This is a genomic window from Pseudomonas sp. (assembly GCF_050739935.1).
In the GTDB taxonomy this organism is placed as follows: Bacteria; Pseudomonadota; Gammaproteobacteria; order Pseudomonadales; family Pseudomonadaceae; genus Aquipseudomonas.
In genome coordinates this window covers 14,188-40,098 of record NZ_JBOICF010000071.1, presented here as the reverse complement: position 1 = coordinate 40,098, position 25,911 = coordinate 14,188, and the positions used below count along the sequence as shown (strand labels likewise).

Annotated in this window: 27 protein-coding genes; 8 read left to right on the top strand and 19 right to left on the bottom strand. The window is 60.0% G+C overall.

Annotation, left to right across the window (positions count from 1 at the left end; translation table 11 throughout):
* Window positions 1-97: 97 nt before the first annotated feature.
* Window positions 98-1,033: a LysR family transcriptional regulator gene (locus ACRER8_RS14550; protein WP_431746941.1), complete on the bottom strand. Its 936-nt coding sequence runs from the start codon at window positions 1,031-1,033 to the stop codon at window positions 98-100.
* Between the two features lie 198 nt (window positions 1,034-1,231).
* Here ACRER8_RS14550 and ACRER8_RS14545 point away from each other — a divergent pair, with 198 nt between their 5' ends.
* The 3 genes from ACRER8_RS14545 (at window position 1,232) to ACRER8_RS14535 (ending at window position 3,651) form a co-directional block, all read left to right on the top strand.
* Window positions 1,232-2,551: an L-fuconate dehydratase gene (locus ACRER8_RS14545; RefSeq protein ID WP_431746940.1), complete on the top strand. Its 1,320-nt coding sequence runs from the start codon at window positions 1,232-1,234 to the stop codon at window positions 2,549-2,551.
* 345 nt (window positions 2,552-2,896) lie between these two features.
* Complete coding sequence (locus tag ACRER8_RS14540) at window positions 2,897-3,316, top strand: YidH family protein (RefSeq protein WP_431746939.1); 420 nt, start codon at window positions 2,897-2,899, stop codon at window positions 3,314-3,316.
* Window positions 3,313-3,651 carry a DUF202 domain-containing protein gene (locus tag ACRER8_RS14535; RefSeq protein ID WP_431746938.1) on the top strand — a complete coding sequence of 113 codons (339 nt, stop codon included), beginning with the start codon at window positions 3,313-3,315 and terminating at the stop codon, window positions 3,649-3,651. Before ACRER8_RS14540 ends, ACRER8_RS14535 begins: the two co-directional genes overlap by 4 nt.
* Window positions 3,652-3,855: 204 nt before the next feature.
* Here the strand turns inward: ACRER8_RS14535 and ACRER8_RS14530 are convergent, their stop codons facing one another.
* From ACRER8_RS14530 to ACRER8_RS14470, 13 genes are all read right to left on the bottom strand, one after another.
* The gene (locus ACRER8_RS14530; protein WP_431746937.1) at window positions 3,856-5,451 is read right to left on the bottom strand and encodes a gamma-glutamyltransferase family protein; all 1,596 of its coding nucleotides are present in this window, start codon (window positions 5,449-5,451) and stop codon (window positions 3,856-3,858) included.
* Between the two features lie 74 nt (window positions 5,452-5,525).
* Entirely contained in the window at window positions 5,526-6,410 is an 885-nt protein-coding gene (locus ACRER8_RS14525) for an ABC transporter permease (protein WP_431746936.1), read from the bottom strand.
* Entirely contained in the window at window positions 6,410-7,354 is a 945-nt protein-coding gene (locus ACRER8_RS14520) for an ABC transporter permease (protein WP_431746935.1), read from the bottom strand. Before ACRER8_RS14520 ends, ACRER8_RS14525 begins: the two co-directional genes overlap by 1 nt.
* A 43-nt stretch (window positions 7,355-7,397) precedes the next feature.
* Window positions 7,398-8,897: an ABC transporter substrate-binding protein gene (locus ACRER8_RS14515; RefSeq protein ID WP_431746934.1), complete on the bottom strand. Its 1,500-nt coding sequence runs from the start codon at window positions 8,895-8,897 to the stop codon at window positions 7,398-7,400.
* A complete protein-coding gene (locus ACRER8_RS14510) occupies window positions 8,894-10,015 on the bottom strand; it encodes an ABC transporter ATP-binding protein (protein WP_431746933.1) in 1,122 nt (373 codons plus the stop codon). The genes ACRER8_RS14515 and ACRER8_RS14510 overlap by 4 nt, the downstream gene beginning before the upstream one ends.
* Window positions 10,012-11,019 (bottom strand): ABC transporter ATP-binding protein, encoded by a 1,008-nt coding sequence (locus tag ACRER8_RS14505; RefSeq protein WP_431746932.1) that lies wholly within the window; start codon window positions 11,017-11,019, stop codon window positions 10,012-10,014. Before ACRER8_RS14505 ends, ACRER8_RS14510 begins: the two co-directional genes overlap by 4 nt.
* A complete protein-coding gene (locus ACRER8_RS14500; RefSeq protein WP_431746931.1) occupies window positions 11,016-11,753 on the bottom strand; it encodes a FadR/GntR family transcriptional regulator in 738 nt (245 codons plus the stop codon). The genes ACRER8_RS14505 and ACRER8_RS14500 overlap by 4 nt, the downstream gene beginning before the upstream one ends.
* Before the next feature lie 432 nt (window positions 11,754-12,185).
* Window positions 12,186-12,989 (bottom strand): 2,5-didehydrogluconate reductase DkgB, encoded by an 804-nt coding sequence (gene dkgB / locus ACRER8_RS14495; protein ID WP_431746930.1) that lies wholly within the window; start codon window positions 12,987-12,989, stop codon window positions 12,186-12,188.
* A 293-nt stretch (window positions 12,990-13,282) separates the two neighbouring features.
* Window positions 13,283-13,822, bottom strand: coding sequence for a PaaI family thioesterase (locus ACRER8_RS14490; RefSeq protein ID WP_431746929.1), 540 nt, complete (start codon window positions 13,820-13,822; stop codon window positions 13,283-13,285).
* 156 nt (window positions 13,823-13,978) lie between these two features.
* Window positions 13,979-14,530, bottom strand: coding sequence for a DUF1003 domain-containing protein (locus ACRER8_RS14485; protein ID WP_431746928.1), 552 nt, complete (start codon window positions 14,528-14,530; stop codon window positions 13,979-13,981).
* 313 nt (window positions 14,531-14,843) lie between these two features.
* Window positions 14,844-15,050 (bottom strand): hypothetical protein, encoded by a 207-nt coding sequence (locus tag ACRER8_RS14480; protein WP_110950801.1) that lies wholly within the window; start codon window positions 15,048-15,050, stop codon window positions 14,844-14,846.
* Window positions 15,051-15,172: 122 nt separating this feature from the next.
* Complete coding sequence (locus ACRER8_RS14475) at window positions 15,173-15,655, bottom strand: GreA/GreB family elongation factor (protein WP_431746927.1); 483 nt, start codon at window positions 15,653-15,655, stop codon at window positions 15,173-15,175.
* A gap of 40 nt (window positions 15,656-15,695) precedes the next feature.
* Complete coding sequence (locus ACRER8_RS14470) at window positions 15,696-16,091, bottom strand: hypothetical protein (protein ID WP_431746926.1); 396 nt, start codon at window positions 16,089-16,091, stop codon at window positions 15,696-15,698.
* 116 nt (window positions 16,092-16,207) lie between these two features.
* On the opposite strand from ACRER8_RS14470, the gene earP reads away from it, so the two are divergent.
* Together earP and ACRER8_RS14460 are read left to right on the top strand one after the other, a co-directional pair.
* Window positions 16,208-17,341, top strand: a complete 1,134-nt coding sequence (earP, locus tag ACRER8_RS14465) for an elongation factor P maturation arginine rhamnosyltransferase EarP (RefSeq protein WP_431746925.1) — start codon at window positions 16,208-16,210, stop codon at window positions 17,339-17,341.
* Window positions 17,342-17,428: 87 nt separating this feature from the next.
* Window positions 17,429-17,998, top strand: a complete 570-nt coding sequence (locus ACRER8_RS14460) for an elongation factor P (protein ID WP_431746924.1) — start codon at window positions 17,429-17,431, stop codon at window positions 17,996-17,998.
* A gap of 211 nt (window positions 17,999-18,209) precedes the next feature.
* Here ACRER8_RS14460 and ACRER8_RS14455 read toward each other — a convergent pair whose 3' ends face one another.
* The 3 genes from ACRER8_RS14455 to ACRER8_RS14445 form a co-directional block, all read right to left on the bottom strand.
* On the bottom strand, window positions 18,210-19,229 hold the full coding sequence (locus tag ACRER8_RS14455) for an alpha/beta hydrolase (RefSeq protein ID WP_431746923.1): 1,020 nt from the start codon (window positions 19,227-19,229) through the stop codon (window positions 18,210-18,212).
* Window positions 19,230-19,260: 31 nt separating this feature from the next.
* On the bottom strand, window positions 19,261-19,680 hold the full coding sequence (locus ACRER8_RS14450) for an organic hydroperoxide resistance protein (RefSeq protein WP_431746922.1): 420 nt from the start codon (window positions 19,678-19,680) through the stop codon (window positions 19,261-19,263).
* Between the two features lie 385 nt (window positions 19,681-20,065).
* Window positions 20,066-20,539 carry a MarR family winged helix-turn-helix transcriptional regulator gene (locus tag ACRER8_RS14445; protein ID WP_431746921.1) on the bottom strand — a complete coding sequence of 158 codons (474 nt, stop codon included), beginning with the start codon at window positions 20,537-20,539 and terminating at the stop codon, window positions 20,066-20,068.
* 265 nt (window positions 20,540-20,804) lie between these two features.
* On the opposite strand from ACRER8_RS14445, the gene ACRER8_RS14440 reads away from it, so the two are divergent.
* On the top strand, window positions 20,805-21,536 hold the full coding sequence (locus ACRER8_RS14440; RefSeq protein ID WP_431746963.1) for a sulfite exporter TauE/SafE family protein: 732 nt from the start codon (window positions 20,805-20,807) through the stop codon (window positions 21,534-21,536).
* Window positions 21,537-21,542: 6 nt separating this feature from the next.
* Here the strand turns inward: ACRER8_RS14440 and ACRER8_RS14435 are convergent, their stop codons facing one another.
* A complete protein-coding gene (locus ACRER8_RS14435; RefSeq protein WP_431746920.1) occupies window positions 21,543-22,397 on the bottom strand; it encodes a LysR substrate-binding domain-containing protein in 855 nt (284 codons plus the stop codon).
* Window positions 22,398-22,495: 98 nt separating this feature from the next.
* Between ACRER8_RS14435 and ACRER8_RS14430 the strand changes: the two genes are divergently transcribed.
* Both ACRER8_RS14430 and ACRER8_RS14425 read left to right on the top strand, forming a co-directional pair.
* Window positions 22,496-22,729 (top strand): DUF1127 domain-containing protein, encoded by a 234-nt coding sequence (locus tag ACRER8_RS14430; RefSeq protein ID WP_431746962.1) that lies wholly within the window; start codon window positions 22,496-22,498, stop codon window positions 22,727-22,729.
* A 125-nt stretch (window positions 22,730-22,854) separates the two neighbouring features.
* Entirely contained in the window at window positions 22,855-24,102 is a 1,248-nt protein-coding gene (locus ACRER8_RS14425; RefSeq protein WP_431746919.1) for a winged helix-turn-helix domain-containing protein, read from the top strand.
* Window positions 24,103-24,315: 213 nt separating this feature from the next.
* Here ACRER8_RS14425 and ACRER8_RS14420 read toward each other — a convergent pair whose 3' ends face one another.
* Window positions 24,316-25,662, bottom strand: a complete 1,347-nt coding sequence (locus ACRER8_RS14420) for a class II 3-deoxy-7-phosphoheptulonate synthase (RefSeq protein ID WP_431746918.1) — start codon at window positions 25,660-25,662, stop codon at window positions 24,316-24,318.
* Between the last annotated feature and the right edge of the window lie 249 nt (window positions 25,663-25,911).

Genomic DNA, 25,911 nt, shown 5'->3' with positions numbered 1-25,911 from the left:
GGCGATGCGTAACGCCCGTTTGTCGATCACTCTATGAAGCGTTCCGATAATTTCCCAATGAAAGGTTTCAATTGATTGATAACTGGCGGTTATCGAATTATGCCCCGATCTGCTGCTTGAGAAACGCCAGCAACCCGTTCACTGCTGCCGATACGGGCCTGGCCTTTGACGTCAACAATCCCAGATTGGCCATGGCCAGGGGCAGCTCAATCGGTAGCACCGCGACCATCCCATAGCGGGCGTAATGCTCGGCGACGTCGTTCGGCACCACGGCGATCATATCGGAAGACTCCAGCATCGCCGTGGTCGCCAATATCGAGCTGGTTTCGATGATGTCCAGCGGCTGGATCAATTGCGCGGCCTTCAGGGCATTTTCCACCTGACGGCGCATCGGGCTGCCCAGCGGGTGCAGAATCCAGGTCAGCGGCGCCAGGTCCGACAGCGCAGGGGTTGCCTTCTGCGTTAGCGGATGGCGGGGGCGAGCGATGATGCGCATGCGTTCGCCCTGTTCGAACAGTTGAATGTCCAGATCCTGGCCATCCAGCTGATCTGGCAGGCGGCCCAGCACCACGTCGAAATCTCCTCTGATCAGCGCCGGAAGCAAAGTGTCGCTGGTGCCGACCTCAATGGCGACCCGCACCTTCGGATTCTGTGCCTTGAACGCCAGCACCCCGCGGGTGAGCAGGGTCGGCACCGGGCCCATTACGGTGCCGATGCGCACCATTCCTGTGGCCCCGCGCGCCAGCTCCGCGATCTGCGCTTCGGCGTATTCGAACTCGTGCAGCGCGCCTTGCGCGTAGCGAATCATCACCTCGCCAAATAGCGTCGCCTGCATGCCGCGAGGTAGACGCTCGAATAGCTGCACGCCGAGACGATCTTCCAGTTGCTGCAACAACAGGCTCGCCGCCGGCTGACTGGTGTGAATCGCCGCCGCAGCCCTGCGCAGACTGCCCAGCTCGCCCAAAGCGTTGAGCAACGCGATCTGGCGGCTGGAGATTTTCAGTGTGGCGAATTTGTCGGGAAGGTCTGACATATCGGATTTGATATCGATCGTTAGGATCTGGCGATTATGCCTATATCGGCGGTTGGCCTACAGTTGCATCCATTCTGTACCACCGCATCGCGAATGAATTCGCTCCCACAGGGGTACGCGGTCAATCTGTGGGAGCGAATTCATTCGCGATGGCGATGGTACGACCAGCCGATTCATCAGAACAAAAAGAGAATATTCATGACCCTGAACATCACCTCCGTCTCCATCCGCGACATCCGCTTCCCCACCTCGTTGTCCCTCGACGGCTCCGATGCGATGAACAGCGCGCCGGATTACTCGGCAGCCTATGTCGTGCTGCACACCGATTCTCCTGACGGTCTCGAAGGTCATGGCCTGACGTTCACCATCGGACGTGGTAACGAGATCTGCGTGGCCGCCATCCATTCGCTGGCGCCTCGCGTGGTGGGTTTGAGCCTGGAAGCGATCACCGCTGACATGGGTGCCTTCTGGCATGACATCACCGCTGGCGACAGTCAGTTGCGCTGGCTCGGGCCGGAAAAGGGCGTAATTCATCTGGCCACGGCTGCGTTGGTCAACGCTGTCTGGGACCTGTGGGCCAAGGTCGAGGGTAAGCCTATCTGGAAGCTGCTGGCCGACATGACCCCTGAGCAACTGGTGAAATGCCTTGATTTCAGTTATGTCACCGACGCCATCACCCCGGAAGAAGCCATCGCTCTGCTGCGTCGCCAGGTGCCGGGCAAGGCCGAGCGCGAAGCGCACATGCTCGCCGAAGGGTATCCCGGTTACACCACGGCGCCAGGCTGGCTGGGTTACTCGGAAGAAAAAATGCGCCGTCTGGCCCGTGAAGCCATCGCCGACGGCTGGACCCATATCAAGCAGAAGATCGGTTCGGACATCGAAGAAGACCTGCGCCGCGCTGCGATCCTGCGCGATGAACTGGGTTGGGAGCGCACGCTGATGATGGACGCCAATCAGGTGTGGAGCGTCGAAGAATCGATCAGCAACATGCGTAGGCTCGCTGCGTTCGAGCCCTGGTGGATCGAAGAGCCGACCAACCCGGATGACATTCTCGGCCATGCCACCATACGCCAGCGCGTCGCGCCGATCGGTGTGGCGACGGGCGAGCATTGCCACAACCGGGTGATGTTCAAGCAGATGTTCCAGGCCGGTTCCCTGGATTTTTGCCAGGTAGACGCGGCGCGGCTGGGCGGTCTGAACGAGGTGCTGATCGTGCTGCTGATGGCGGCCAAGTTCAATGTGCCGGTCTGCCCGCATGGCGGGGGCGTGGGGCTGTGCGAATACGTGCAGAATATCTCGCTGTTCGACTACATCGCGGTGTCCGGCTCGCTGGAAAACCGCGTGCTGGAATACGTCGATCATCTGCACGAGCACTTCCTCGACCCGGTGGTGATTCGCCGCGGACGCTACATGCCGCCTAAACGGCCGGGCTACAGCATTGAAATGACCGCCGAAACGCTGGAGCGGTATCAGTATCCGAATGGGGCGGTTTGGCTGGATCTCGCCAATAGCCGCTGAACGCCTGAAGTCCGGTTTGCCGGGTGGGGGCGCTTCCAAGCGCCGCCTGACGCTGTAGGAGCCGGCTTGAACTGACGAACGCGGTATATCAGTCAAATCAAAGTGCCTGACACAGCCGGTTCGCCCCTACAAGCCGGCTTCTACAGGTACGCAGGGGTAGCGAGACAACATATAAACAGCACGGCTTGCCGGCATTGGCGTCTTGAAGATGGAAACCGCCGGCGAGCCGTGCTGCTACAGATGAGAGCAGACTACGTCCAAAGACACACCAATGTCGCTGCCGACACGGGCCTTTGCGAGGCATGACCGGTATGATCACGCTCATCTACCCGACCACGGTGCGACATGAATTCCCCGGATCCCGGCAAAGTCATCCCCCCAGTCACTGCTCCTTCCGATCGCGATCGGCTGTCCACGTCCTTGCTGGGCGGCGGATGCGAACCTGACCCGCGATTCACCCTGGCGAACGAGCGTACCTTCCTGGCATGGATTCGCACGGCGCTGGCATTTCTCGCCGGCGGCATCGCAGTCGAAGCCTTCACCGGCGATGTGTTCAGCCCAGGCCTGCGGCGCGCGGTGGCGTTATCGCTGCTGATATTGGCGATGCTGGTCAGCGCCAGTGCCTGCATCCGCTGGCTGAAGGTCGAGCGCGCGATGCGTCTGCGCAAGCCGCTGCCCCTGCCTGTGCTGGTGCCGATACTGTCGCTGGGCGGGGCGCTGGTGGCGGCGGGGCTGGTGGTCTTCCTTATATATGGCGCAGCATGAGCCATCGCGTGCCGCGCGCCTTGGGGCATGACGATCCGGGGCTGCAACCCGAGCGCACGCTGCTGGCCTGGCGTCGCACCTTGATGACCCTACTGGTGGTGTGCACCATCTTCCTGCGCTGGATTCCGCATTTCGGTCTGATCGCGCTGTTGCCGATCATTTTTTCGCTGATGGCCGGGATCCTGATCCAGATCGGCCTCAACGCGCGTTATCGCAAGAGTGCAAAAGGCTTGAAGCAAGAACGCATTCCGGCGCCCCTGCGTGAAGTGGTGGTGCTGGGAGGCACGGTAATCGTGTTGAGTGCATTGGGGATTTGTGCGGTGGGATTCGGGTGAGGACGGCCTGACTGCGCGCTCTTTCATTCGGGGGCATCCCAACGAATGCCCGGTGCGGTCGATACGTCTTCATTACCTGACATATCTATTCGCGAATAAATTCGCTCCCACAGGTTTGCCGTCCTCCGTTAAATCACAGATACCGCAAAACCTGTGGGACGGCCACGCGTTAGCGATCCCACAGGTTATGCCGTGACGAAACGGTTAATACGCCGCCACTAACCCATCCTTGCGCGGATCGGTTCCACCGACATAACCATGAGCGGTGCGCTGGATAATCTGCGCGCCCCCGAACGCGAACACGCCGCTCGGGTCTTCGATTTCCACCTCATGTCCCTTGGCGCGCAGTTCTTCGATCACCAGGCGGTCGAACGAGCGCTCCACGGCGACTTTCAGACCCGCTTCCAAACGCCAGCGCGGAGCGTCGGCGGCGGCCTGAGGGTTCTGTTTGTAGCGCAGGATGCGCATCATCATTTGCAGGTGACCCTGGGCCTGCATTGGGCCGCCCATCAGGCCGAAGGACATCAGGGGCGTGCCGTCGGCGTTCATCACGAAGCCCGGGATGATCGTGTGGAAAGGGCGCTTGCCCGGCGCGACGGTGTTGACGTGTTCGGGATCGAGGCTGAACCCTGCGCCGCGGTTTTGCAGGCTGATGCCAGTGCCAGGCACCACCACGCCGGAACCGAAGCCCATGTAGTTGGATTGAATGAACGAGACCATCATGCCGTTCTCGTCGGCTGCTGACAGGTATACCGTGCCACCTGCCTTGGGCGCGCCGTGCAGCGGATCGGCGGCCTGTTCGGTAACCAGCGCGGCACGCTCTTTCAGGTACGCCGGGTCCAACATATGCTCGGAGGCCACGCGCATGTGGTCGTTGTCGGCGACGTGTTGATTCAGGTCGGCCAGTGCCAGTTTCATCGCTTCCAATACCGGATGTACGGTCTCGACGCTGTCCACCGGATGTTCGCCCACGCCCAGCGCTTCGAGCATGGTCAGCCCGGCCAGTGTGGCGATGCCCTGGCCATTGGGTGGCAGTTCGTGGACCACCGCACCGGCGTAAGGCACGGATAATGTGTCGATCCAGTCGACACTATGACTCGCCAGGTCATCCAGGCTCATGACGCTGCCATTGGCGTTGGCATGGGCGATGATCTGCTTCGCCAGTTCGCCGCGATAGAAGGATTCGCCCTTGGTTTCGGCGATCAGCTCCAGGGTTTTGGCGTGGTCGGTGAGCTTGATTCTCTGGCCGGCTTGCGGTGCCTTGCCGCCTTGCAGGAAGCACTCGGCAAAACCCGGCTGATCCTTGAGCAGGGCTGCGCCGCGACGCCACAGCTCGGCAATGATCGGCGTCACCTGATAACCGTCACGGGCGTAGCCAATGGCAGGGCCGGCGAGGGTGGCGAAGGGCAGTTTGCCGTAACGCTCCGACAATGCGACCCAGGCCGACACGGCGCCGGGAACGGTCACTGCACCCCAGCCGCGCTGAGGCATTTCTTGCTGTCCGGCGAAGTACTCCGGTGTCCAGCCTTGCGGCGAGCGCCCGGATGCATTCAGCCCCTGCAGTTGCTTGCCGTCCCAGACGATGGCGAAGGCATCGCTGCCGATGCCACAGCCTGTAGGCTCGACCACGGTCAGCACCATGGCAGCAGCAATCGCGGCATCCACCGCGTTGCCGCCGCGGCGCAGCATGTCGAGCCCCGCCTGTGCAGCCAGCGGTTGCGAGCAGGCGACCATGTTATTACCCATCACCGGCGAGCGGGCGGACGTGTAAGGTTGGCTGTAATCCAGATCATCGAACATGACGTTATCTCTTCGGCAGTTGATCAGCTTTTAAAACAGAAGAAAAAATCGGCTTCTTCAGTCAGTTTTCGGGGTCAGCTTTTTGGATCGAGGGCATCGCGCAAGCCATCGCCCAGCAGGTTGAAGCACAAAACGGTGATGTAGATCGCAACGCCTGGCGCGACGGACATCCAGGGCGCCTGCTCCATGAAGTTTTTCGCGGTATTGAGCATCGAGCCCCAGGACGGCGAGGGCGGCTGCTGACCCAGGCCGAGAAACGACAGACTGGCTTCGGCCAGAATCGCCGAGGCAATGGTCAGCGTCGCTTGCACCACCAGCGGCGACAACACGTTGGGCAGCACGTAACGCAGAATGATCCAGCGGTCCGGGAGGCCGATGGCGCGGGCGCCTTCCAGATAATCTTCGTGACGAATGGCAAGGACCTGGCCACGAGTCAGGCGCGAGAAAATCGGCATCGCCGATAAGCCGATGGCGATCATCGCGTTAGTCAGACTCGGCCCGAGAAACGCCCCGAGCGCGATGGCCAGTACCAGAAACGGGCACGACAGCAGCGCCTCCATGATCCGCGAGATCACCGCATCCAGCTTGCCACCGAAATAACCGGCCAACAGGCCCAGCGGCACGCCGATAATCATGGCGATAGCGACCGAAACGCCACCGGCCAGCAGCGAACTGCGAGCGCCCCATAGCAGGCGCGAAAACAAGTCGCGACCCAGTTCGTCGGTGCCCAGCCAGTACATCAGCGACGGCGCCTTGCGCACCGCCAGGAAGTTGGCTTTCAGCGGGTCATAGGGGGCGATCCACGGTGCCAGCAGCGCCGCGAGAATGAACACGATCAGCACTACCGCGCCGACCACCGCGCCCTTGTTGGCGAGGAATTTCTTCACGAATGGCGAGCGCGTGCGCGGCGTTAACGGCTCTTTAAGAGGCAATGCAGGATTCACGGCAATCGAGGTCATCAGGCAGTCCTCAGGCGTGGGTTGATCAGGCGATAAAGCACGTCGGCCAGCAGGTTCAACAACAGGAAACCGATGGCCACGCACAGCACCACCCCTTGCACCACGGCGTAATCACGGTTGAACACGGCGTCGACGATCATCTTGCCGAAGCCGGGAATGCTGAACACCTGCTCGGTAAGAACGGCGCCGCCGAGCAACTCGCCGAACAGCAGAGTGGTCAGGGTGACGATCGGCATCAGCGCGTTACGCAACGCGTGTTTGAGAATCACGGTACGCGGATACAGCCCCTTGGCCCGCGCAGTGCGCACGTAATCGGCACGCAGCACTTCGAGCATGGCGCTGCGGGTGTGACGCATCAACACGCCGGACAGTCCCGCGCCGAGCACGAAGGCCGGGAGAATCAGGGTCTTGAGGTTCTGCCCGACATCTTCGCCCAGCGGCACGAAACCGGAAGCGGGCAGCCACTGCAGCTTCACGGCGAAGATCATGATCAGCAGAATTCCCAGCCAGAAGTGCGGAATCGAGATGCCCGACAGCGCGAACACGTTGGCCGCGTAATCGGTCGCCGTGCCCTTGCGCACCGCCGAAATCACTCCGGTGGGGATGCCGATCAGCAAGGCGATGATCAACGCCAGCACCGCCAGCTCAATGGTCACCGGCAACTTGGAGGCCAGCAGCGTGGTCACTGGCTGCTCGGTGCGCAGCGAGGTGCCGAAATCGCCTTGCAGCACATTGCCGACCCAATGGACGTACTGCGACGGCACCGGATCGTTAAGCCGGTACTTCTCGCGCAGGTATTCCATCACCGCAGGGTCGCGTTCCTCGCCGGCCATGGCTTGCACCGGATCACCCGGCAGCAGTTTCTGCAGGGTGAAGACGAACAGCGAGACCAGAATCAGCGTCGGGATCGCACTGAGCAAGCGACGCAGAATGAAAGTCAGCATGGCGATTCCTCACGGCCGAAATGGTAATCCACAGGGCCGGTAATCATTTGAAGGCAACGTTGTTCAGACGAATCAGGCCATCGGGATTGGGCACGAAACCGGTGAGGTTGCTGCGCATCGCGATGATCCGGGGATCGAAATACAGATAGCTGGTCGGCACGTCCTCGGCCAGCAGGCGCAGGGCCTCGAAGTACAAGGCCTGACGCTGTGCCTGATCATTCACGGTGCGGGCCTTGTTCAGCAGTTCGTCGAGTTTCGGGTCGCAGAAGTGGCCGTCGTTCTGGCCGCCCTTGCAGGTCACGAACTGATGAATGTCGCCATCCGGATCCGGTCGCCCGGACCAGGCGCTCATGCCGATCTGGAAGTTGCCGGCCTGTTGCTCGCTGAGCAGCGTGGCGTATTCGGTCGCGACAAGATTGACCTTGAAGCCCGCTTCCTCGGTCATGGCCTGAATGATCTGACCGACCTGTTGCGCGATCGGGTTGTTGGCGACCTTCAGTTCAACATTGATCGGGGTTTTCACACCGGCTTCGGCCAGCAATTTCTTGCTCGCTTCAACGTCGCGGGCCGGGATTGGCAGGTCCTTGTCGTAATACGGGCTGTTTTTCGGGAAGGGCTGGGCGCTCGGTGCATACAGCCCCTCGAACACCACCTGATTGATCGCATCGCGGTCGATGGCCAGTTCGAAGGCCTTGCGCACGCGTTTGTCCTTGCCTACCGGGTTGTTGGCCTTCTCGCCATTGCTGGTGTTGTACATCAGTTGCATGTAGCCCAAGCCCGGCGTGCTGAATACCTGCACATGACTGTCAGCCTTGGCGGTCTTAACGTCGGTCGGTGCCACGCGTTCGATGATGTCCAGATCACCCGAGCGCAAGTTGGCCAGGCGCACCGAGGTGTCGGGAATCGGCAGGAAAATTACCTTGTCGAAGTGATACGCCTGCTTGTTCCAGTAATTGTCGAAACGCTCCAGCACGATGCGATCCTGCTGCACGCGCTGAACGAATTTATATGGACCGGAGCACACCGGTTTGGCGCCGACGTCGGCGGCCGAGGCCTTGGGCGCGAGCATCATCCCGGCGCGATCCGACAGCTGCGAAATCAGCGTGGCGTCCGGCTGCTTGACCTTGATCACCACGGTTTTCGCGTCGATCACCTCAACACTTTCCACCGACGTCAGCTCACTTTTGCGCAGCGAGTCCGGCAGCGTACGGGCGCGGTCCAGATTGAACTTCACGGCTGCGGCGTCGAAAGCTTCGCCATCATGGAAGGTCACGCCCTCGCGCAGGGTCATGGTCAGGGTTTTGCCGTCCTCGCTCCAGTTCCAGGCGGTAGCCAGTTGCGGCACATAGGCCAGGTCTGGGCTGACGTCCACCAGCTTGTCGCACAGCGCGGTGTACACCAGACGGCCCGAGTAGGTGCGCGAGCGGTGCGGGTCGAGCACGTCAGGGTCGTCCTGGATGCCGATGCGCAGCGTGGTTTCGGCAAAAGCCGAGTTCGCGGCGAGCAGCAACAACGCGGTTGTCATCAGAGGGGCGAACTTCATGGCTGACTCTCCAGAGAAAGGGCTTGATGGCTTTTGAACAGATTCAGACGCTGGCTGTAGGCCGCGCTGGGCGTCGGCACGATCAGCGAACCGGCGCCGGCATTGGCGATTTCGCGCCAGTAATGGCAAGCGACCTGACGCCCTGGCTCGACCGTCTCAAACGTCGGTTTCAGCTCGCGGCACAGTGCTTTGGCGTGGGGGCAACGGGTATGAAAACGGCAGCCCGACGGCGGTTTGCTCGGACTCGGCATATCGCCGCCGAGCAGCGGGCGCGGGCGGCGCAGGTCTGGGTGGCTGACCGGAACCGCAGCCATCAGCGCCTGGGTATAGGGGTGAGACGGGGTTTCGAACAGCGCGTTGACCGGCGCCAGTTCGACGATTTCTCCGAGGTACATCACTGCTACCCGATCGCTCATGTGACGGATCACCGCCAGGCCATGGGCAACGATCAGCAAGGTCAGACCGAACTGATGCTTGAGGTCTTCCAGCAGATTGACCACCTGCGCCTGCACTGACACGTCCAACGCCGATACCGGCTCGTCGCCGAGAATCAGCCGTGGCTCGGAGGCCAGGGCGCGGGCGATGCCGATGCGTTGGCGCTGACCGCCGGAAAATTCGTGAGGGAAACGACTGCCGTGCTCAGGGGCCAGCCCCACTGTGCGCAGAAGCTCGGCGACTTTCTCCTGCCGCGCGCTGCGGGAGTCGTCGCGGTGCAGCCAGATCGGCTCGCCGATAATCGATTCCACGCTCATGCGCGGGTTCAGAGAAGCGAAGGGGTCCTGGAAGATGATCTGTAGATCGCGCCGCACCTGACGCAACTTTTCAGCGGGCAGATTACCCAGGTTGCGACCTTCGTAAATCACATCCCCCGCGGTAGGTTTGAGCAGGTTCAACAGCACCCGGCCAAGGGTCGATTTGCCAGACCCTGACTCACCCACCAACGCCAGCGTCTCGCCGCGACGCACGGCCAGCGAGACTTCGTTGACGGCCTGCACCGGTGGCTTCTTGCGCTGAAACAGTCCGGTCTCGCTGTGGAAGTGTTTGCTGACGGCGATACTTTCCAGGATCGGTCTTTCGATGGCATCGAGAGGGGCGATCATGTGGTCGGGCGTGTTCATGCGCTGACTCCCAGATGCTGTTCCAGTGGTGCGCGAATACAGGCCGCGAAGTGACCGTCGGAGATTTCCAGCAGTGGCGGACGATCCTGACGACAGGCATCGATCACGAACGGGCAGCGACTGGCGAAGCGGCAGCCGGTGGGCATTTCCGCGGGAGTCGGAACCCGACCATTGATCGTCGCCAAGCGGCCTTCCCGAGGGCCTACCGATGGCATCGAACCCATCAGGCCGATGGTGTAGGGATGTTGCGGATCGTCGAACAACGTCTTCACCGAACCGCTTTCGACCACCCGTCCGGCGTACATCACCATCACCTCGTCGGCGACTTCCGCGACCACGCCCAGATCATGAGTGATAAGAATCATCGAGGTGCCGGTCTCGGCCTGAAGGCTGGCCACCAGCGACAGAATCTGCGCCTGAATGGTCACGTCCAGCGCCGTGGTGGGTTCATCGGCAATGATCAGCGCCGGATCGTTGGCCAACGCCATGGCGATCATCGCGCGCTGGCGCATCCCGCCGGAGAGCTCATGGGGATAGGCGTCCAGGCGCTGCAGGGCATCAGGCACGCGGACTTTTTCCAGCATCTCCAGCGCACGCTTTTTCGCCGCGCTGGCAGACAGCCCCTGATGTCGAATCACGCTTTCGGCGATCTGCTCGCCGATGGTGAACACCGGGTTGAGCGAGGTCATCGGTTCCTGAAAGATCATCGCCATGCGGTTGCCACGAACATCGAGCAGACGCTCATCGGACATTCCCAGCAGCGGCTCTTCCAGCAGACTTGAAGCGCTGGCGTCGACTTTGGCTGTTTCCGGCAACAGGCCCATCAGGGCCATGGAGGTCACGCTTTTGCCGCAGCCGGATTCACCGACGATGGCCAGGGTTTTACCGGGCTGGATCGAAAAGGAAACAGCGTCGACGACGTTGGCCGGGGCATCCTTGAAGCGCACGGTCAGGTCGCTCACGCTCAATACTGCGTGGTGCTGATTGCGAGGGGTATCGCTCATAAGCTGGCCTCAAGGTCTTGTTGAATGACGTGGTCCAGGGCCTGCTGCAAGGCGCGCAAATGGCCGCGCATGGCAGTGGCGGCCTTGACCGGGTCACGGGTTTCGATGGCGCTGACGATGTCGTCGTGATCGTGGCTATAGGTGTCCAGACGATCGGCGTTGCGGGCGCGCTGACGCAGATCGCGCCAGGCGGGGTCGAGGCGAATGGCATCGAGCATCTCGAAGATGTCCAGCATTAGCCGGTTGCCCGCAGCTTCCGCGATGCCACGGTGCAGCGCGCTGTCCCATAGCTCAATGCCCTCGGCGTCCATTTCGCTCGCGTGCTGCTGGCGTGTCGTGCGTTCGGTCAGGCGACGCAGGATCGCCATCTGCTCGCCGTTGGCGCGTACCGCGGCCAAGGACGCGAGCGCTGGCTCCAGATACAGTCGCGCTTCCATGACTTCGTTGAAATTGGTTCGGCTCGACAGCTTGGCAAAACTCATCGATGCGCTGGGCGGGGTAGGGCCGACGAAGGTGCCTTTGCCTTGGCGGCGCCAGATCTGCCCTTCCGCTTCGAGGACCGAAAGCGCACGGCGTACTGCCCGGCGACTCACACCGAAATCCACCGCCAGTTCACGTTCGGTAGGCAATGCCCGCTGGGGAAATGCGGCATGTTGCGCGACCATCTGGCGCAAGGCATCCAGGGCCATTTTTGACGAGTTGTCGTGGGGCGCATCGGTCTCGAACCTTTCCATCGTGGTCTCTCATGACAGGATGAAAAACAGCAGGCGGCTCGCAGCGCTGGGCTACGAGGGCGATGCAAGGTGAGTGCAATAGCGATGCCAATCAAAATTGGTTCAGTGCTGAGAGCTGTGATTTTCGAGAGGAGAGGCGGTCGGTCGGGATGGCTCGGGCCAATCGCCAATGGTTCGCAAGGTTGGTTCGCGGGAGCAGAGCGGATTGGTTCAGGCAATACGCGAACCAATTTTGGGGGGATGTTACTGCTGTGCCTGTTTATGGTTCGGGTGCATCGTTACGGGGCGTTGTTTTAAGCCCAGGTGCGGTCTGCGTGGTTCTTTGAAACAACGAACCGCGTAGCCGCGTGGCTTGCCGGCGATGGCGTTCTTCAGATCGCTGCCGCCGGCAAGCCGGACTGCTACAGGAACGGGGTTACGTTCTTGCGTTTATCAATCCCACTGCGGCGCGAGGCTCGCCGGGCTGGTCAGGCGATGACCGCGATCGAGCGCGGCGATCTGCGCCATGTCATCGTCACTGAGCTTGAGGTCGACAGCCTTGAGGTTGCTTTCCAGATTCGCGCGCTTGGTCGAAGACGGAATCACCGAGTAGCCCAGTTGCATCGCCCAGGCCAAGGTTACCTGGGCCGGGGTCGCATTGTGACGCTTGGCTATCTGCTCGATCACCGGGTCCTTCAACACTTCGCCCACGGCCAGGGTCATGTACGAGGTGATCTTGATCCCGTGCTGTTTGGCGAAATCAGCGACGATGCGATTCTGCAGATAGGGATGCAATTCGATCTGGTTGGTGGCGATGTTTTCTGCGCCCACTGCCGCGATGGCTTCCTTCATCAACGCGATGGTGAAGTTCGACACGCCGATCTCGCGGGTCAGCCCTTGTTTCTTGGCTTCCAGCAGCGCCCCCATGAATTCCGCGACCGGCACCTTGCCGCCCGGCGATGGCCAGTGAATCAACGTCAGGTCGACGTGGTCGGTTTTCAGCTTCGCCAGGCTTTCCTTCAAGCTCGGGATCAGCTTGTCGGCGGCGAAGTTGTCGGTCCAGATCTTGGTGGTGATGAACAGCTCATCGCGCGGTACGCCGCTTTGCACAATGGCCTGGCCGACTTCGGCTTCGTTGCCGTAGATCTGCGCGGTGTCGATCACGCGGTAGCCCAGCTCCAGGCCGTTGCTCACCGAGTCGATGACGACCTGATCTTTCAAACGGAAGGTGCCCAACCCAAATGCAGGAACAGTCATTGAAGTACTCCAATAGCAAGATGAAAAATTCGAGGCCCAGTATCCCGGTTCGATCCCGCTGGAAAAACCGAGGGATGAGCAAGGGACCTTTGACCGGAAATCATGAATGAGGGTAGAGCGCCTGCAAAGCGGGTTCGTTCAGTTGGATCGAGGGCGAATGTAGCGACTTCTTCGCGAATGAATTCGTTCCCACAGATCAGCGTCAGGCGCCGGATCCATTGGCGCCGCTGAAACCTTGTGGGAGCGAATTCATTCGCGAGATGGCTTGGCATTCAGCATATTTTCCTCGTCTGTTACCGGTTCATATCCAGAATCATGCAGGTCGTGGTCCCGGTCGCGAACAGGCGTCCGTCGGCATCGTAGATCTTGCCCTCGGCCAGCGCCGTCGACCGCCCCAGATGCACCACCGTGCCTTCGGCGCGAATCGGGCCGGTCTTGTTGGTCAGCGCGCGGATGTAGCTGATGCGCAGATCGAGGGTGGTATAGCCCTGGCCCTTCTTCAACTGGGTGTGGATCGAACAACCCATGCACGAATCCAGAAGCGTCGCCGCATAACCCCCGTGCACAGTGCCCAAAGGGTTGTAGTGTTGCGGGCCGGGCGTGCCCTGAAAGATGAAACTGCCGGGCGCCCACTGAATCGGCACGAAATCCATCAGTTCACCAATCGGCGGATGCGGGTACACGCCATTACCGATGCCATCGAAAAATTCCTCAGGCGTGAGCTGGGCGACGTCGGGCAGGCTCATGCTGCCAGCCTTGCCCAGACGAGCGCGCACTTGTGCTTCCTGGGCTTGCCACAGGGCCAGAATTTCTTCGCGAGAGGTGCTTTGCATGGACGTACGCTCCGGGAGGGGCATCCGGCGGGTTGTCGGATGAGAGAAAATTACGGGCATAATCCGGTGCTTTTATGATGATCGCAATATCATAAATGTCCACTTAGTGGCTAAAGCGGTCATCTGCAAGGGATGCAGCAGTACGTCTGTGCGGGGTCAGGCATGCCCGTCCTTCTTCACGAAATGCTTGTGCATGTCTGCAGTCAGGGCTTCGACGCGTTCGGTCAGCACCTTGGTCATTTCGGTCAGGCGGGTGTTCTGTTCCAGCAGTTCGAGCATTTGTGCGGTGTTCTGCGCGGCGCGTGCCATGCGTTCTTCATTGGCTACCGCCAGCGCTTCGCGATGCTGCGCGTCGGCGTCCGAACTGGCCTTGTCCCGTGCGGCCTGGCGGGTCTGCGCCAGCAGGATCAGCGGCGCGGCGTAGGCCGATTGCAGACTGAACGCCAGGTTGAGCAGGATGAAAGGGTAGACGTCGAACTTGACCAGGCCGCTGAGGTTGGCGCCCACCCACAGCAGCACGATCAGGGTTTGCGCACCGAGGAAGGTCGGCGTGCCGAAGAAACGGGCGAACGCTTCGGCCTTCAGGGCAAAGGCATCGTTACCAAACGTCGGTCCCAGATGCGCGTGACCTTTATGGAAACGCAGGTGATCGGCCTTGGCGGGCGCGGCTGAGGCGGGAGCAGCGGTTTCAGGCGTGACGACAGGCATGGGGCGTTCTCGCAGACAAAAAACAGTGCCCCACTATAAGCGCGTGCTTGCGAGCTTTGTACTGAACCTGCGCTGAACGCGCGCGAGCAATGAAGACTGTTTGGGGCTTAGCCTGGAATACCGTTCAATTGTAGGAGCCGGCTTGCTGGCGAACGGCGGTGGGTCAATCAACATCTGCATCACTGATCCACCGCATTCGCCAGCACGCCGGCACCGGTTCGCGATTACCATGCGAATTGGCGGGAAATCCGGCGCTGGCAAGCCGTGGCTATGGAGTGAGTGTCCTCGGAATGTCAGCCCGATTCTTGAGGCGTCAATCCTCTTGATCGGGGTACAGCGGTTTGGACCGGTGCATGATATTGGCGTAGTCGTACACATATTGACGGCCCGCGTGGCTGGTCATACGCAGGCAGTCGATCAGTTGTCGCTCTTTCTTGTTCAGGTATCTCAACCCTTTGTGGTCACTGGACTTGAGGCGATCACGTTCATGGGCGTCAGGGAAGGTAATGACGTTCGTCATGAAATATCTCCTTGGTTAAATCCGTGTGCCCGGCTCCATATTCCGGGCGTACCGTTTGTCGTGCGACTGTGCACCATACCCACAAAAAGTCGGAGCCTTCAACCCTGCAAATGATCAACGGATCACAGTACGCGCGAGACCTCGAAAGATTGTCGGCCGCCGTTCACGCTGATCTCCAGCTCATCGCCCTCGAACTTGCCGAGCAGGTTCTGCCCCAGCGGCGCGCGGGGAGTAATGACGGTGATCAGGGTATGATCGACGTGAATCTTCAGGCCCGCCGCGTCCGGGCCGAGAAACAGGTGCTGCTCCACGCCGCTGGCCGATTCGAGCACGATCAGATCGCCTGATTGAATGCCGCGCGCATCATCGAACGGCTTGAGGACAAGCTGCCGATACAGCGCCAGTGATTGGCGAATTTCTTCTACCCGACGCGCCTGCCCGGCTGCCAGATAGGAGGCTTCCAGGCCCAGGGTGTCGTACTTGTTCTCGGCGATGTTTTCTTCGTGGGTCGCGGTTTCGTACGCGGTTTGCGCGGCGCGAATGGCGACGTCCAGATCGATGTCGAGTTTTTCGATGATTCGTTGCAGGACCTGTTGTTTGTTCACGATTGCGTTTTCATGTAGGCGGTGGGTCTCGTCCAACTATTCAGCCGCAGAACTGATAGATCGCGGCGCGGCTTTTCTCGCTGGGCGCGGTCTGGTTCTGCTGCATCCAGAACTGGCATTTGGGGCCGTTGAAGCTGCGCTGCCGGTCGGCCTGCTCGGCTTCTTCGGCCTGACGTGCCTCGCTGTCGCGCAGGATTTGCCGATACTGATCGAACATCGGGTTGTCACTTTCCGGCTTTGACCTGGCTGCTGGCGGCGTCGTCAGTTGCGCGGCTGCGTTGTTCACAGCCTGAGCCTGCTCGGCAGGCAGCGCTTTATAGATCAGCCAGACGGTGAACACCACGGCCAGAAAACCAAGCCAGATGCCAGCGGCGATGGACATTGCCATTGTTAATGGACGCAGGTTGACGGACATCTCACGATGATTGACGGGCATGGCAGACTCCTGACTTGCACAGTGTCGATGGCGCGGATTGTCGCACGACCGGGGCTGGTGATTGTGCGGCGTTATGAAGGACAATCCGCTTTTTTGAACATCCTCAGGGAGCCCGGATGAAAGCCTCTTGGGATATTTTCTGTACCGTCGTGGATAACTTCGGCGATGTGGGCGTGACCTTTCGTCTGGCCCGACAGCTGGTCGCCGAGCATGACATGAACGTGCGCCTGTGGATCGATGATCTGGCCGCATTCGTGCGCCTGTGCCCCGGCGCCGACGCGCAGGCCGGTCAGCAGTGGCATGACGGCGTTCAAGTGTGTTTCTGGCCTAAGGACTGGCAGCCCGCTGAACCCGCCGATGTGGTGATCGAGGCGTTCGCCTGCCACCTGCCGGCGGCGTATATAGAGGCCATAAAAGCGCGCAACCCGCGCCCGTTGTGGCTGAATTTGGAGTACCTCAGCGCCGAGGAATGGGTCACGGGTTGCCACGGCCTGCCTTCGCTGCAATCGAGCGGCATTCAAAAGTTCTTCTTCTTTCCGGGGTTCAGAACCTCGACCGGCGGTCTGCTGCGCGAAGCGGGGCTCATCGAGCGCCGCCACGCCTTTGAGCACAACCCCGAGACGCGACAAGCCTTTCTTGCGGGGCTGGGGATTTATCCGAAGCCTGACGCGCGCCTGATTTCATTGTTCGCCTACGAACACGCCGGATTGGGTTCGTGGCTGGATTACCTGGCTCAGGAGGCACGCCCCACTCATCTGTTGGTGCCGGAAGGACGCATCATCGGCGATGTGGAGCGCTGGCTAGGTGTTGAGGGCCTGCAAGCGGGGGCGGTGCATACACGCGGCAGGCTGACGATCCAGGTGCTGCCTTTCGTGCGCCAGGAAGACTACGACCTGCTGCTGTGGTGCTGCACCTTCAACGTGGTACGTGGCGAAGACTCGTTCGTGCGCGCGCAATGGGCCGGCCGACCGCTGATCTGGCACATCTATGAGCAGGACGACGATGCTCATTGGGCCAAGCTCGATGCCTTTCTGGAGTTGTATCTGGCGGGGTTGTCCGAGGATGCGGGGCGTGCGCTGACCGAGGTCTGGCACAACTGGAATGCCGGACAGGACATGTCTCAAAGCTGGAGCGCGCTGGAAAAACACCGCGACGAGCTGGCCAGTCATGCCGAGTGCTGGTGTCTGGAACGGGCCTTGCAGGACGATCTGACGACTGCGCTGGTACAGTTTCACCGGAATTGGATATGATACGCGGCCTTGTATTAAGCCCTGTACGAAAAGTGGCTTTTCGTACAGGGCTTAGATAGAACTTCAATCCAAATTCGGATACTCGTAATGAAAACTGGTAAAGAGCTTAAACCCGGCACCGTGATCCGTATCGACAACGATCCTTGGCTGGTTCAGAAAGCTGAATTCACCAAGTCGGGCCGTAACAGCGCGATCATGAAGACCAAGCTGAAAAACCTGCTGACCGGCTACAAGACTGAAACCGTCTACAGCGCCGACGACAAGCTGGACGACGTGATCCTGGACCGTAAAGAAGCCACCCTGTCTTTCATCAGCGGTGACTCCTACACGTTCATGGACACCACCGACTACACCATGTACGAACTGAACGCCGAAGACATCGAAGCCGTTCTGCCTTTCGTTGAAGAAGGCATGACCGACGTCTGCGAAGCTATCTTCTTCGAAGAGCGTCTGGTTTCCGTTGAACTGCCGACCACCATCGTACGTGTAGTCGACTACACCGAAGGTTCTGCTCGTGGCGACACTTCGGGCAAAGTCATGAAGCCTGCCAAACTGAGCAACGGTACTGAGTTGCAAGTGGCTGACTTTATCGAAATCGGTGACAAGATCGAGATCGATACCCGTGAAGGCGGTTCCTACAAAGGTCGTGCTAAATAAGCACTGCTTGTGTAACGCCGGATACGAAAAAGCCCGACCATTGAGTCGGGCTTTTTTGTGGGCGGTGGATTGGCGCCGCGTTTGTAGGAGCCGGCTCGCTGGCGAACGCGTCGGCTCAGCTGTGAAAATATCGACTGGCCTACCGCGTTTGCCTGCAAGCGGGCTCCTACACATCCTGGTCGATGATGATCGAACCGGTTTCGATTTACGCTTACTTCAAATGAACCTTCAGCTCTTGCGAAGCCTGCAACATCGCCGACCGCACTTCCGGCACCTGGCTGACCACATTCAGCAGCCCGTAGTCGTGAATCATGCCGTTGTAGCGAACCGCGGTCACTGGCACACCTGCCTGATCCAGCTTGCGAGCGTAGGCTTCACCTTCGTCGCGCAGCACGTCGGCACCGGCGGTCTGCACCAACGCAGGTGGCAGGCCCTTCAGCTGATCGGTCGTCGCACGCAGCGGCGAGGCGTAGATCTCCGCGCGTTGCTTCGGATCGGTGGTGTAGTTGTCCCAGAACCACTTCATCATGTTGCGAGTGAGGAAGTGACCCTCGGCGAACTGGTCATAGGAGCCGGTATCGAAGTTGGCATCGGTCACCGGCCACAGCAGCACCTGGTAGCGAATCGCCGGGGTGCCTTTGTCTTTGGCCATCAGGCTGACCACCGCCGCCATGTTGCCGCCGACGCTATTGCCCGCCACCGCCAGGCGCTTGCCATCGACGTTGATTTCCTTGCCGTGCTCGGCCACCCATTTGGTCGCCGCATAGGCCTGATTGATCGCCGTCGGATAGTGCGCTTCAGGTGAAGAGGTGTAGTTGACGAACACCGCCACTGCACCGGACCCCTCTACCAGATCGCGCACCAGACGCTCGTGGGTCGGGTAATCGCCCAGCACCCAGCCGCCACCATGGAAGTACATGAACACGGGCAAGGTGCCTTTCACGTCAGCCGGACGCACGATGGTCAGGCTGATGCTCTGGCCGTCGACCGAAATGGTCTTCTGGCTGACATCGGCTTTTGGCAGGGTCAACTTGACCCCCGCCTGAGCCCCGGTCAGCACAGCCCGAGCATCTTTGGGCGAGAGCTGCTCGATGGGTTTGCCAGTGCCCGAGTTCAGGGCATCCAGAAATGCTTGAGTGTTGTGCTCAACGCCCGTGTCTGTCGCGGCGAAAGCGTTGCTGATGGACAAAGCGAGGAGCGAGCCCGCCAGAATTTTGCCGAAAGTGTTCATGTTCTTCTCCTTGGCCTCAGCGGCATTGAGTTTAGACGGTTACGTGCAAACGTACGTCAACGTTGCCGCGGGTGGCGTTGGAGTAAGGGCAGACCTGATGAGCCGCGTCGACCAGCGCTTGGGCGTCGGCTTGATCCAGGCCCGGCAAGTTGATGTTCAGGTCGATGTCCAGACCGAAACCGCCAGGGATCTGGCCGATGCCGACATGGGCAGTGATCGACGCGTTGGCAGGGATGCTGCGCTTGCTCTGACCGGCGACGAATTTCAGCGCGCCGATGAAGCAGGCCGAGTAGCCGGCTGCGAACAGTTGCTCAGGGTTGGTCGCTTCACCACCGGCGCCGCCCAGTTCTTTCGGGGTGGCCAGTTTCACGTCGAGAATCTTGTCGCTAGAAACAGCACGACCATCACGGCCACCGGTTGCGGTTGCGACTGCTGTGTAGAGAGCTTGCATGATATTTCCTCACTTGATGGGTTGGTTGAAAGGCTGTTTTTCTTAGCGCTAAATGTTTGCGCGCTAAGTAAGTGAAATGAAATGTACTGCGCTAATGTTTAGCGCGCAATATAAATTTCAGCAATTTTCTTGAACCTCCACCATTCAAGCGACCCGTTTGCTTCAACCTATTGATTTGAATCGATAAAAAACTTGCGCAGTCCAGGCCTTTTTTCTGACAGACGATCCGCTGTGGCAGTTCGCTCGTCGGCAGAAGCGATCTCACGGGCTCTACTGGCAGGCCATGCCGCTACGGGGCAGCGTTGCAGCCCAAGGGGGATAGAACGATTTCCCGAAAACAAAAAGGCCAGCAACAAGGCTGGCCTGGGTAGAGCAAAGAAGCGTGTCAAAGGCTGTCGTGCAGATTCCCGCGCAACCCCAGCAGATCCTTTTGCAGCGCTTTTAGCTGCTCGACGGTGATCCCGCTCGCCCCAAGGATGCACTGCGGGATGCTCTGAGCCTTGTCGTACAGGGCTTTGCCTTGTTCGGTCAGATGCAGCAGCACCACGCGCTCGTCTTCCTTGCTGCGGGTGCGGCTAATCAGGCCTTCGACTTCCAGACGCTTGAGCAGCGGGGTCAAGGAACCAGGATCCGTCAGCAATCGCGTACTGACTTCTCCCACGGTCAGCCCATCGCCTTCCCACAACACCAGCATGGCCAGGTACTGCGGGTAGGTCAGGTTCAGCTCCTGAAGCAGGGGCTTGTAAACCTTGGTCATCATCAGTGACGTGGAGTACAGGGCGAAACACAGCTGGTTATCCAGCAGCAGGTTCTCGCAGCTGCCAGCGCCAGCGGTGTTGGTGCTCTCGTCGGCGTTCATGGGAAAGTCCTCGGTGGATCGGAAGTGATCACTAATTTAGTGCTCTGATCTTTAATGCACCAGATAATTTCGGTAATCGGTTCTGCGATTACGTTCTATCGTCGGCTCATGCGAGCCGTTTGAAAGACGAAACACCCTTCGTGAATCAAAAAATCATCACCCTTCTTTGATGTTATTGGCCGTCTGTGGATTTCCTCGACCCGCCTGACTGCGTAGCATGCGCGCAGAATCGAATAGAGGACCGGGTGTGATCGTTGATGTTGTGATGTATCTGCTGCTTGGCGCGGCCATGGGCACGTTGGGCGGGCTGTTCGGGATTGGCGGCGGGCTGGTCGCGATTCCCGCACTGGGCGTGCTTTTCGGCCTGGATCAGCAACTGGCCCAGGGCACGGCATTGCTGATGGTGTTGCCCAACGTGCTGTTGGCGTTATGGCGCTACAACCAGCGCAATCGTATTTCCGTACGCAATGCCATGATGCTGATCGTGCCGAGCTTCACGGTTTCCTGGCTGACCTCGTTATGGGCTGTGCGTGTCGATGCCCATAGCATGCGTATCGCCTTCGTCGGTTTCCTCATCGTGCTGACGCTGTTCAATCTGATCCAGATGTACTGGCGCAAAGGCAATGCCGATGCCCAGTTGCGTCATAGCAAATGGCTGTGGGTGTTGGGGCTGGGTTCCGGGGTCACGGCCGGCCTGTTCGGGGTCGGCGGCGGAGTGATCGCGACACCGATTCTGACCGGTTTCTTCGGTGCGACCCAAGTGACTGCCCAAGGTCTTGCACTGGCCCTTGCGGCGCCCAGTACAACAATCACCATGACCACTTACGCACTGCATGGCCACGTCGACTGGCTGATGGGCGTCCCGCTGGCGATCGGTGGCCTGGCCAGCATCAGTTGGGGCGTGGCGCTGGCGCATAGCCTTCCGGAGCGTATGCTGCGCTCGCTGTTCTGTGTGTTCCTGGTGCTCTGCGCGATCATGCTGTGTTTCAGGGTTTGATGACCTCTAGAGCTTGAAGCCTTCGGCGATGTGATCGGCCAGGCACTCGGTGATCGGCGAAGGAGTGCTCGGGTTGCGCAGCAGGACGATGCTTGCCGATGGCAGCTGTGGCAGCCCTTCAGCTTCACCGAGAACGCGCAGGTCCGGGGTGATCAGGCTTTCCAGTTGAGCCGTCACCGCGAGCCCCGCGCTTACCACTGCCATGATCGCTGACAGGCTTGCGCTGGTGTACGCCATCCGATATTCACGACCCGCTGCGTCCAGCGCGTTGCTTGCCCATACCCGGCAGAAGCAGTCGCTATTGAACATCGCCAGTGGAATCGGCGTTTGTTCATGTGGGCAGAAGCCCACGGCCTCAGCCCATACGAAACGCTCCTGACGCAGGATCTGTCCGATCTCCTTGCCTGGCTCGCGCGTGACGATGCTCAGGTCCAGATCCTGACGTTGCAGCAACTGCGCCGATGACTCGCAATGCACTTCGATCTGAATCAATGGATAGGCCCGGGCGAAACGCGACAGGATGCCCGGCAGAAAGCGCATGACGTAATCGTCCGGCGTGCCTATCTTCACCGTGCCGATCATATGCGGCTCGCGCAGGGTGTTGAACACCTCACTGTGCAGTTTCAGGATGCGCCGGGCATACCCTAGCAACACTTGGCCCTCGGCCGTCAGGTTCAGGGCGCGGCCATCTTTCTGGAACAACGGGCGCCGGACGACATCATCTTCGAGTCGCTTCATCTGCATGCTGACCGCCGATTGCGTGCGGTTGACGACCTCACCCGCCTTGGTGAAACCGCCCTGATCGGCGATGGCGACAAAGGTGCGCAACAGTTCGCTGTCGATACTTGGATAGGTAGCCATTGCATCAATCTCCCAGATGCAGTGCATAAGAAACATTCGTTGGATTGATCTTAATCCCGGGCAGAGAATCTAGCCATCCCCACTTGGAGGGCAAGATGATGAAAGGTCAAAAAGGCTATGTACTGGTTCTGAAAACACTGTCTCGTGACTCGGTAATCGAGCGCGTCTGGCACACCGTTACCGCGCAGATCGGCCGCTGGCGCAAGCTGCACCAGCAACGCATTCAGCTGGCCAGCTTGAGCGATGACGCCCTTAAAGACATAGGCTTGAGTCGTGCCGATGTCTATGAAGAAATCGAGCGGCCCTTCTGGGACGATCCGATGAAACATTGAGAGTTAAACTCTGCGCCAGTCCGGCTTGCCGACGGTGGCTCGTGAAATCGCCACCGCCGCAAGCCGTGCCGCTACAAATGCAGAATGGGATCAGGTAGTTTTGCGGTTCGACCAGGAGGTCCTGAATGCCCGCAGAACAGCCTACCCAACAAAAAATATCCATCAAACAAGCCCGTCGTCTGGCGCTGTCGGCCCAAGGTTTCAATGGCCGCCAGCCGCCCGCGACGGTCACCTCCCGTCATGTCACGCAATTGATCGAGCGCCTCGGTGTGCTGCAGATCGATTCGGTCAACGCGTTGGTGCGTTCGCACTACCTTCCGCTGTATTCCCGCCTTGGCAATTACCCGCAAAAGCTGCTGGATCAGGCGGCGTGGAGCCAGGGGCGGCAGCGCAAGCTTTTCGAGTACTGGGGGCATGAAGCGTCGTTGCTGCCGGTCGAGTTGTATCCGTTGATGCGTTGGCGCATGCAGCGGGCGTCTCAGGGCGAAGGCATTTATCAGGAAATGGCCAAATTCGGTCGCGAACAGCAAACGACGATTGCCCGCGTGCTGCAGGCCGTTCGTGAGCAGGGAGCACTGGGGGCGGGCACGCTCAACACCCGTCAGGAACGCGCCGGACCCTGGTGGGACTGGAGCGCGGAGAAGATTGCACTGGAATGGCTGTTTGCAGCCGGTGAAGTGACGGTTGCCGGACGGCGGGGCTTCGAGCGCTTGTACGATTTGCCGGAGCGTGTGCTGCCGTCCGCCATCATCAACCATCCGGAGCTGATGGAGGCCGATGCCCAACGCAATCTGCTGCTGCATGCGGTCAAGGCACTGGGTGTCGGCACCGAGAAGGACATCCGCGATTACTTCCGCCAGGATCCGGCACCGGCCAGAGCGGGTTTGGCCGAGTTGGTGGAGCAGGGTGCGATCCAGCGGATTCAGGTGCACGGCTGGAAACAGCCCGCGTATACCCTTCCGGAATTCACGGTGCCACGCAAAGTCACTGCCAGTGCCCTGTTGTCGCCCTTCGATTCATTGATCTGGGAACGGACGCGCACCGAGCGGCTGTTCGATTTCCATTACCGGCTCGAAATCTACACGCCAGCCCATAAGCGCGTTTACGGCTACTACGTGTTGCCGTTTCTGCATCAGGAACGCATTGCCGCGCGAATCGATCTGCGTGCCGAGCGGGCGGCAGGACGCCTGGCAGTGCATGCCGTGCATGAAGAGCAGCCAGGGCTGGACGAGGAGGGTATGCATGCGCTGGCGGCCAACCTGCGGCAGTTGGCCGATTGGCTGGGGTTGCCGCAAGTGTTGATCAATTGTCAGCGCGCCAGTGCGGCGCGGTTACGAGTGGCGTTCGTCAGTGCCGGATTTCAGCACCTTTGAATGACGTGCAAGGATCTCCCAGCGTCACGTACATCCTCTGACTTACATACCTGCATCTATTGGCCTGCACACAGATGAGATGGCCTTTGTAGGAGCCAGCACTTGCTGGCGAATGCGGTGGGTCAGCTACCAATGAATCGCCTGACACACCGCGGTCGTCAGCAAGCCGGCTCCTACAGTTGACCTGCGCTAGGCAAAACGAGTCCGCGTGCCTTATCGCCGCACCTGCTTCAACGTCTCGGCAATTAAAAACGCCAGTTCAAGCGACTGATCGGCGTTCATCCGTGGATCACAGTGGGTGTGGTAACGGTCCGACAGGCCATCTTCGGTAATCGGACGCGCGCCGCCGATGCATTCGGTGACGTTCTGCCCGGTCATCTCGATGTGGATACCACCGGCGTACGTGCCTTCCGCCTGATGCACCTGGAAGAACTGCTTCACCTCGCCAAGAATCTGCGCGAAGTCACGGGTCTTGTAGCCGCTGCTGGCCTTGACCGTGTTGCCGTGCATCGGATCCGAACTCCACAGCACCTTCTTGCCTTCGCGTTCCACCGCACGAATCAACCCCGGCAAATGATCGCCGACCTTGTTGGCGCCCATCCGCGCGATCAGGTTCAGGCGGCCCGGATCGTTGTCCGGGTTGAGGATGTCGATCAGGCGAATCAGATCGTCGGTGTTCATGCTCGGGCCGACTTTCACGCCGATCGGGTTTTTCACACCGCGCAGAAACTCGACATGGGCGCCGTCCAACTGACGTGTACGATCGCCGATCCACAGCATGTGGGCCGAGCAGTCGTAGAAATCATTGGTCAGGCTGTCACGGCGCACGAAGGCTTCTTCGTAATTGAGCAGCAAGGCTTCGTGGGCGGTGAAGAAGCTGGTCTCGCGCAACTGCGGCGAAGTGTCCACGCCACAGGCGCGCATGAAGGCCAGGGTTTCATCGATGCGATCGGCAAGCTGGCTGTATTTTTCCGACAGCGCGGAGCCTGCGATGAAATCCAGGTTCCACTGATGCACCTGATGCAGATCGGCGAACCCGCCTTGAGCGAACGCGCGCAGCAGGTTCAGGGTTGCGGTGGACTGGTGGTAGGCCTGCAACAGGCGATCCGGGTCCGGTACGCGGCTTTTCTCGTCGAAACCAATGCCGTTGACGATATCGCCGCGATAGGCCGGCAGGGTCACGCCGTCCACGGTTTCGTCGTTCGAGGAACGCGGTTTGGCGAATTGGCCCGCCATGCGTCCGACCTTGACCACCGGGCAGCCCGCCGCGAAGGTCATGACGATCGCCATTTGCAGCAACACCTTGAAGGTGTCGCGGATTTTCGCGGCAGAGAATTCGAAGAAACTCTCGGCGCAATCGCCACCTTGCAGCAGGAACGCCCGCCCCTCGGTCACCTCGGCAAACTGGCGACGCAGTTCGCGGGCTTCACCGGCAAATACCAGCGGCGGATAACTGCCAAGCGTCTGCTCGACGCGCCGCACATGCTCTGCGTCAGGGTACCGGGGTTGTTGCTGGATAGGCAGGCTCCGCCAGCTCTCGGGGCTCCAGGGTTGGCTCATGGTGAACTCTAAGTGAACGCGATCGGACGGCCATGTTAGCAGTTCATCTGGATAATTTGCGTGACCGGCCGGGCCCGCATGGCCGACAATCCGCGCCTTCCCACATGGCATGACACTGTGGGGGCGAATTTATTCGCGATGGACATGACAGGTTGTAGAGATCTGTGGGCTGTATTTGGCACTCTTGTCGCAGTGCCGCCCAGAACGAATTCACGCCCACAAACTGTCCCGATCACTTTGGCTAATAGC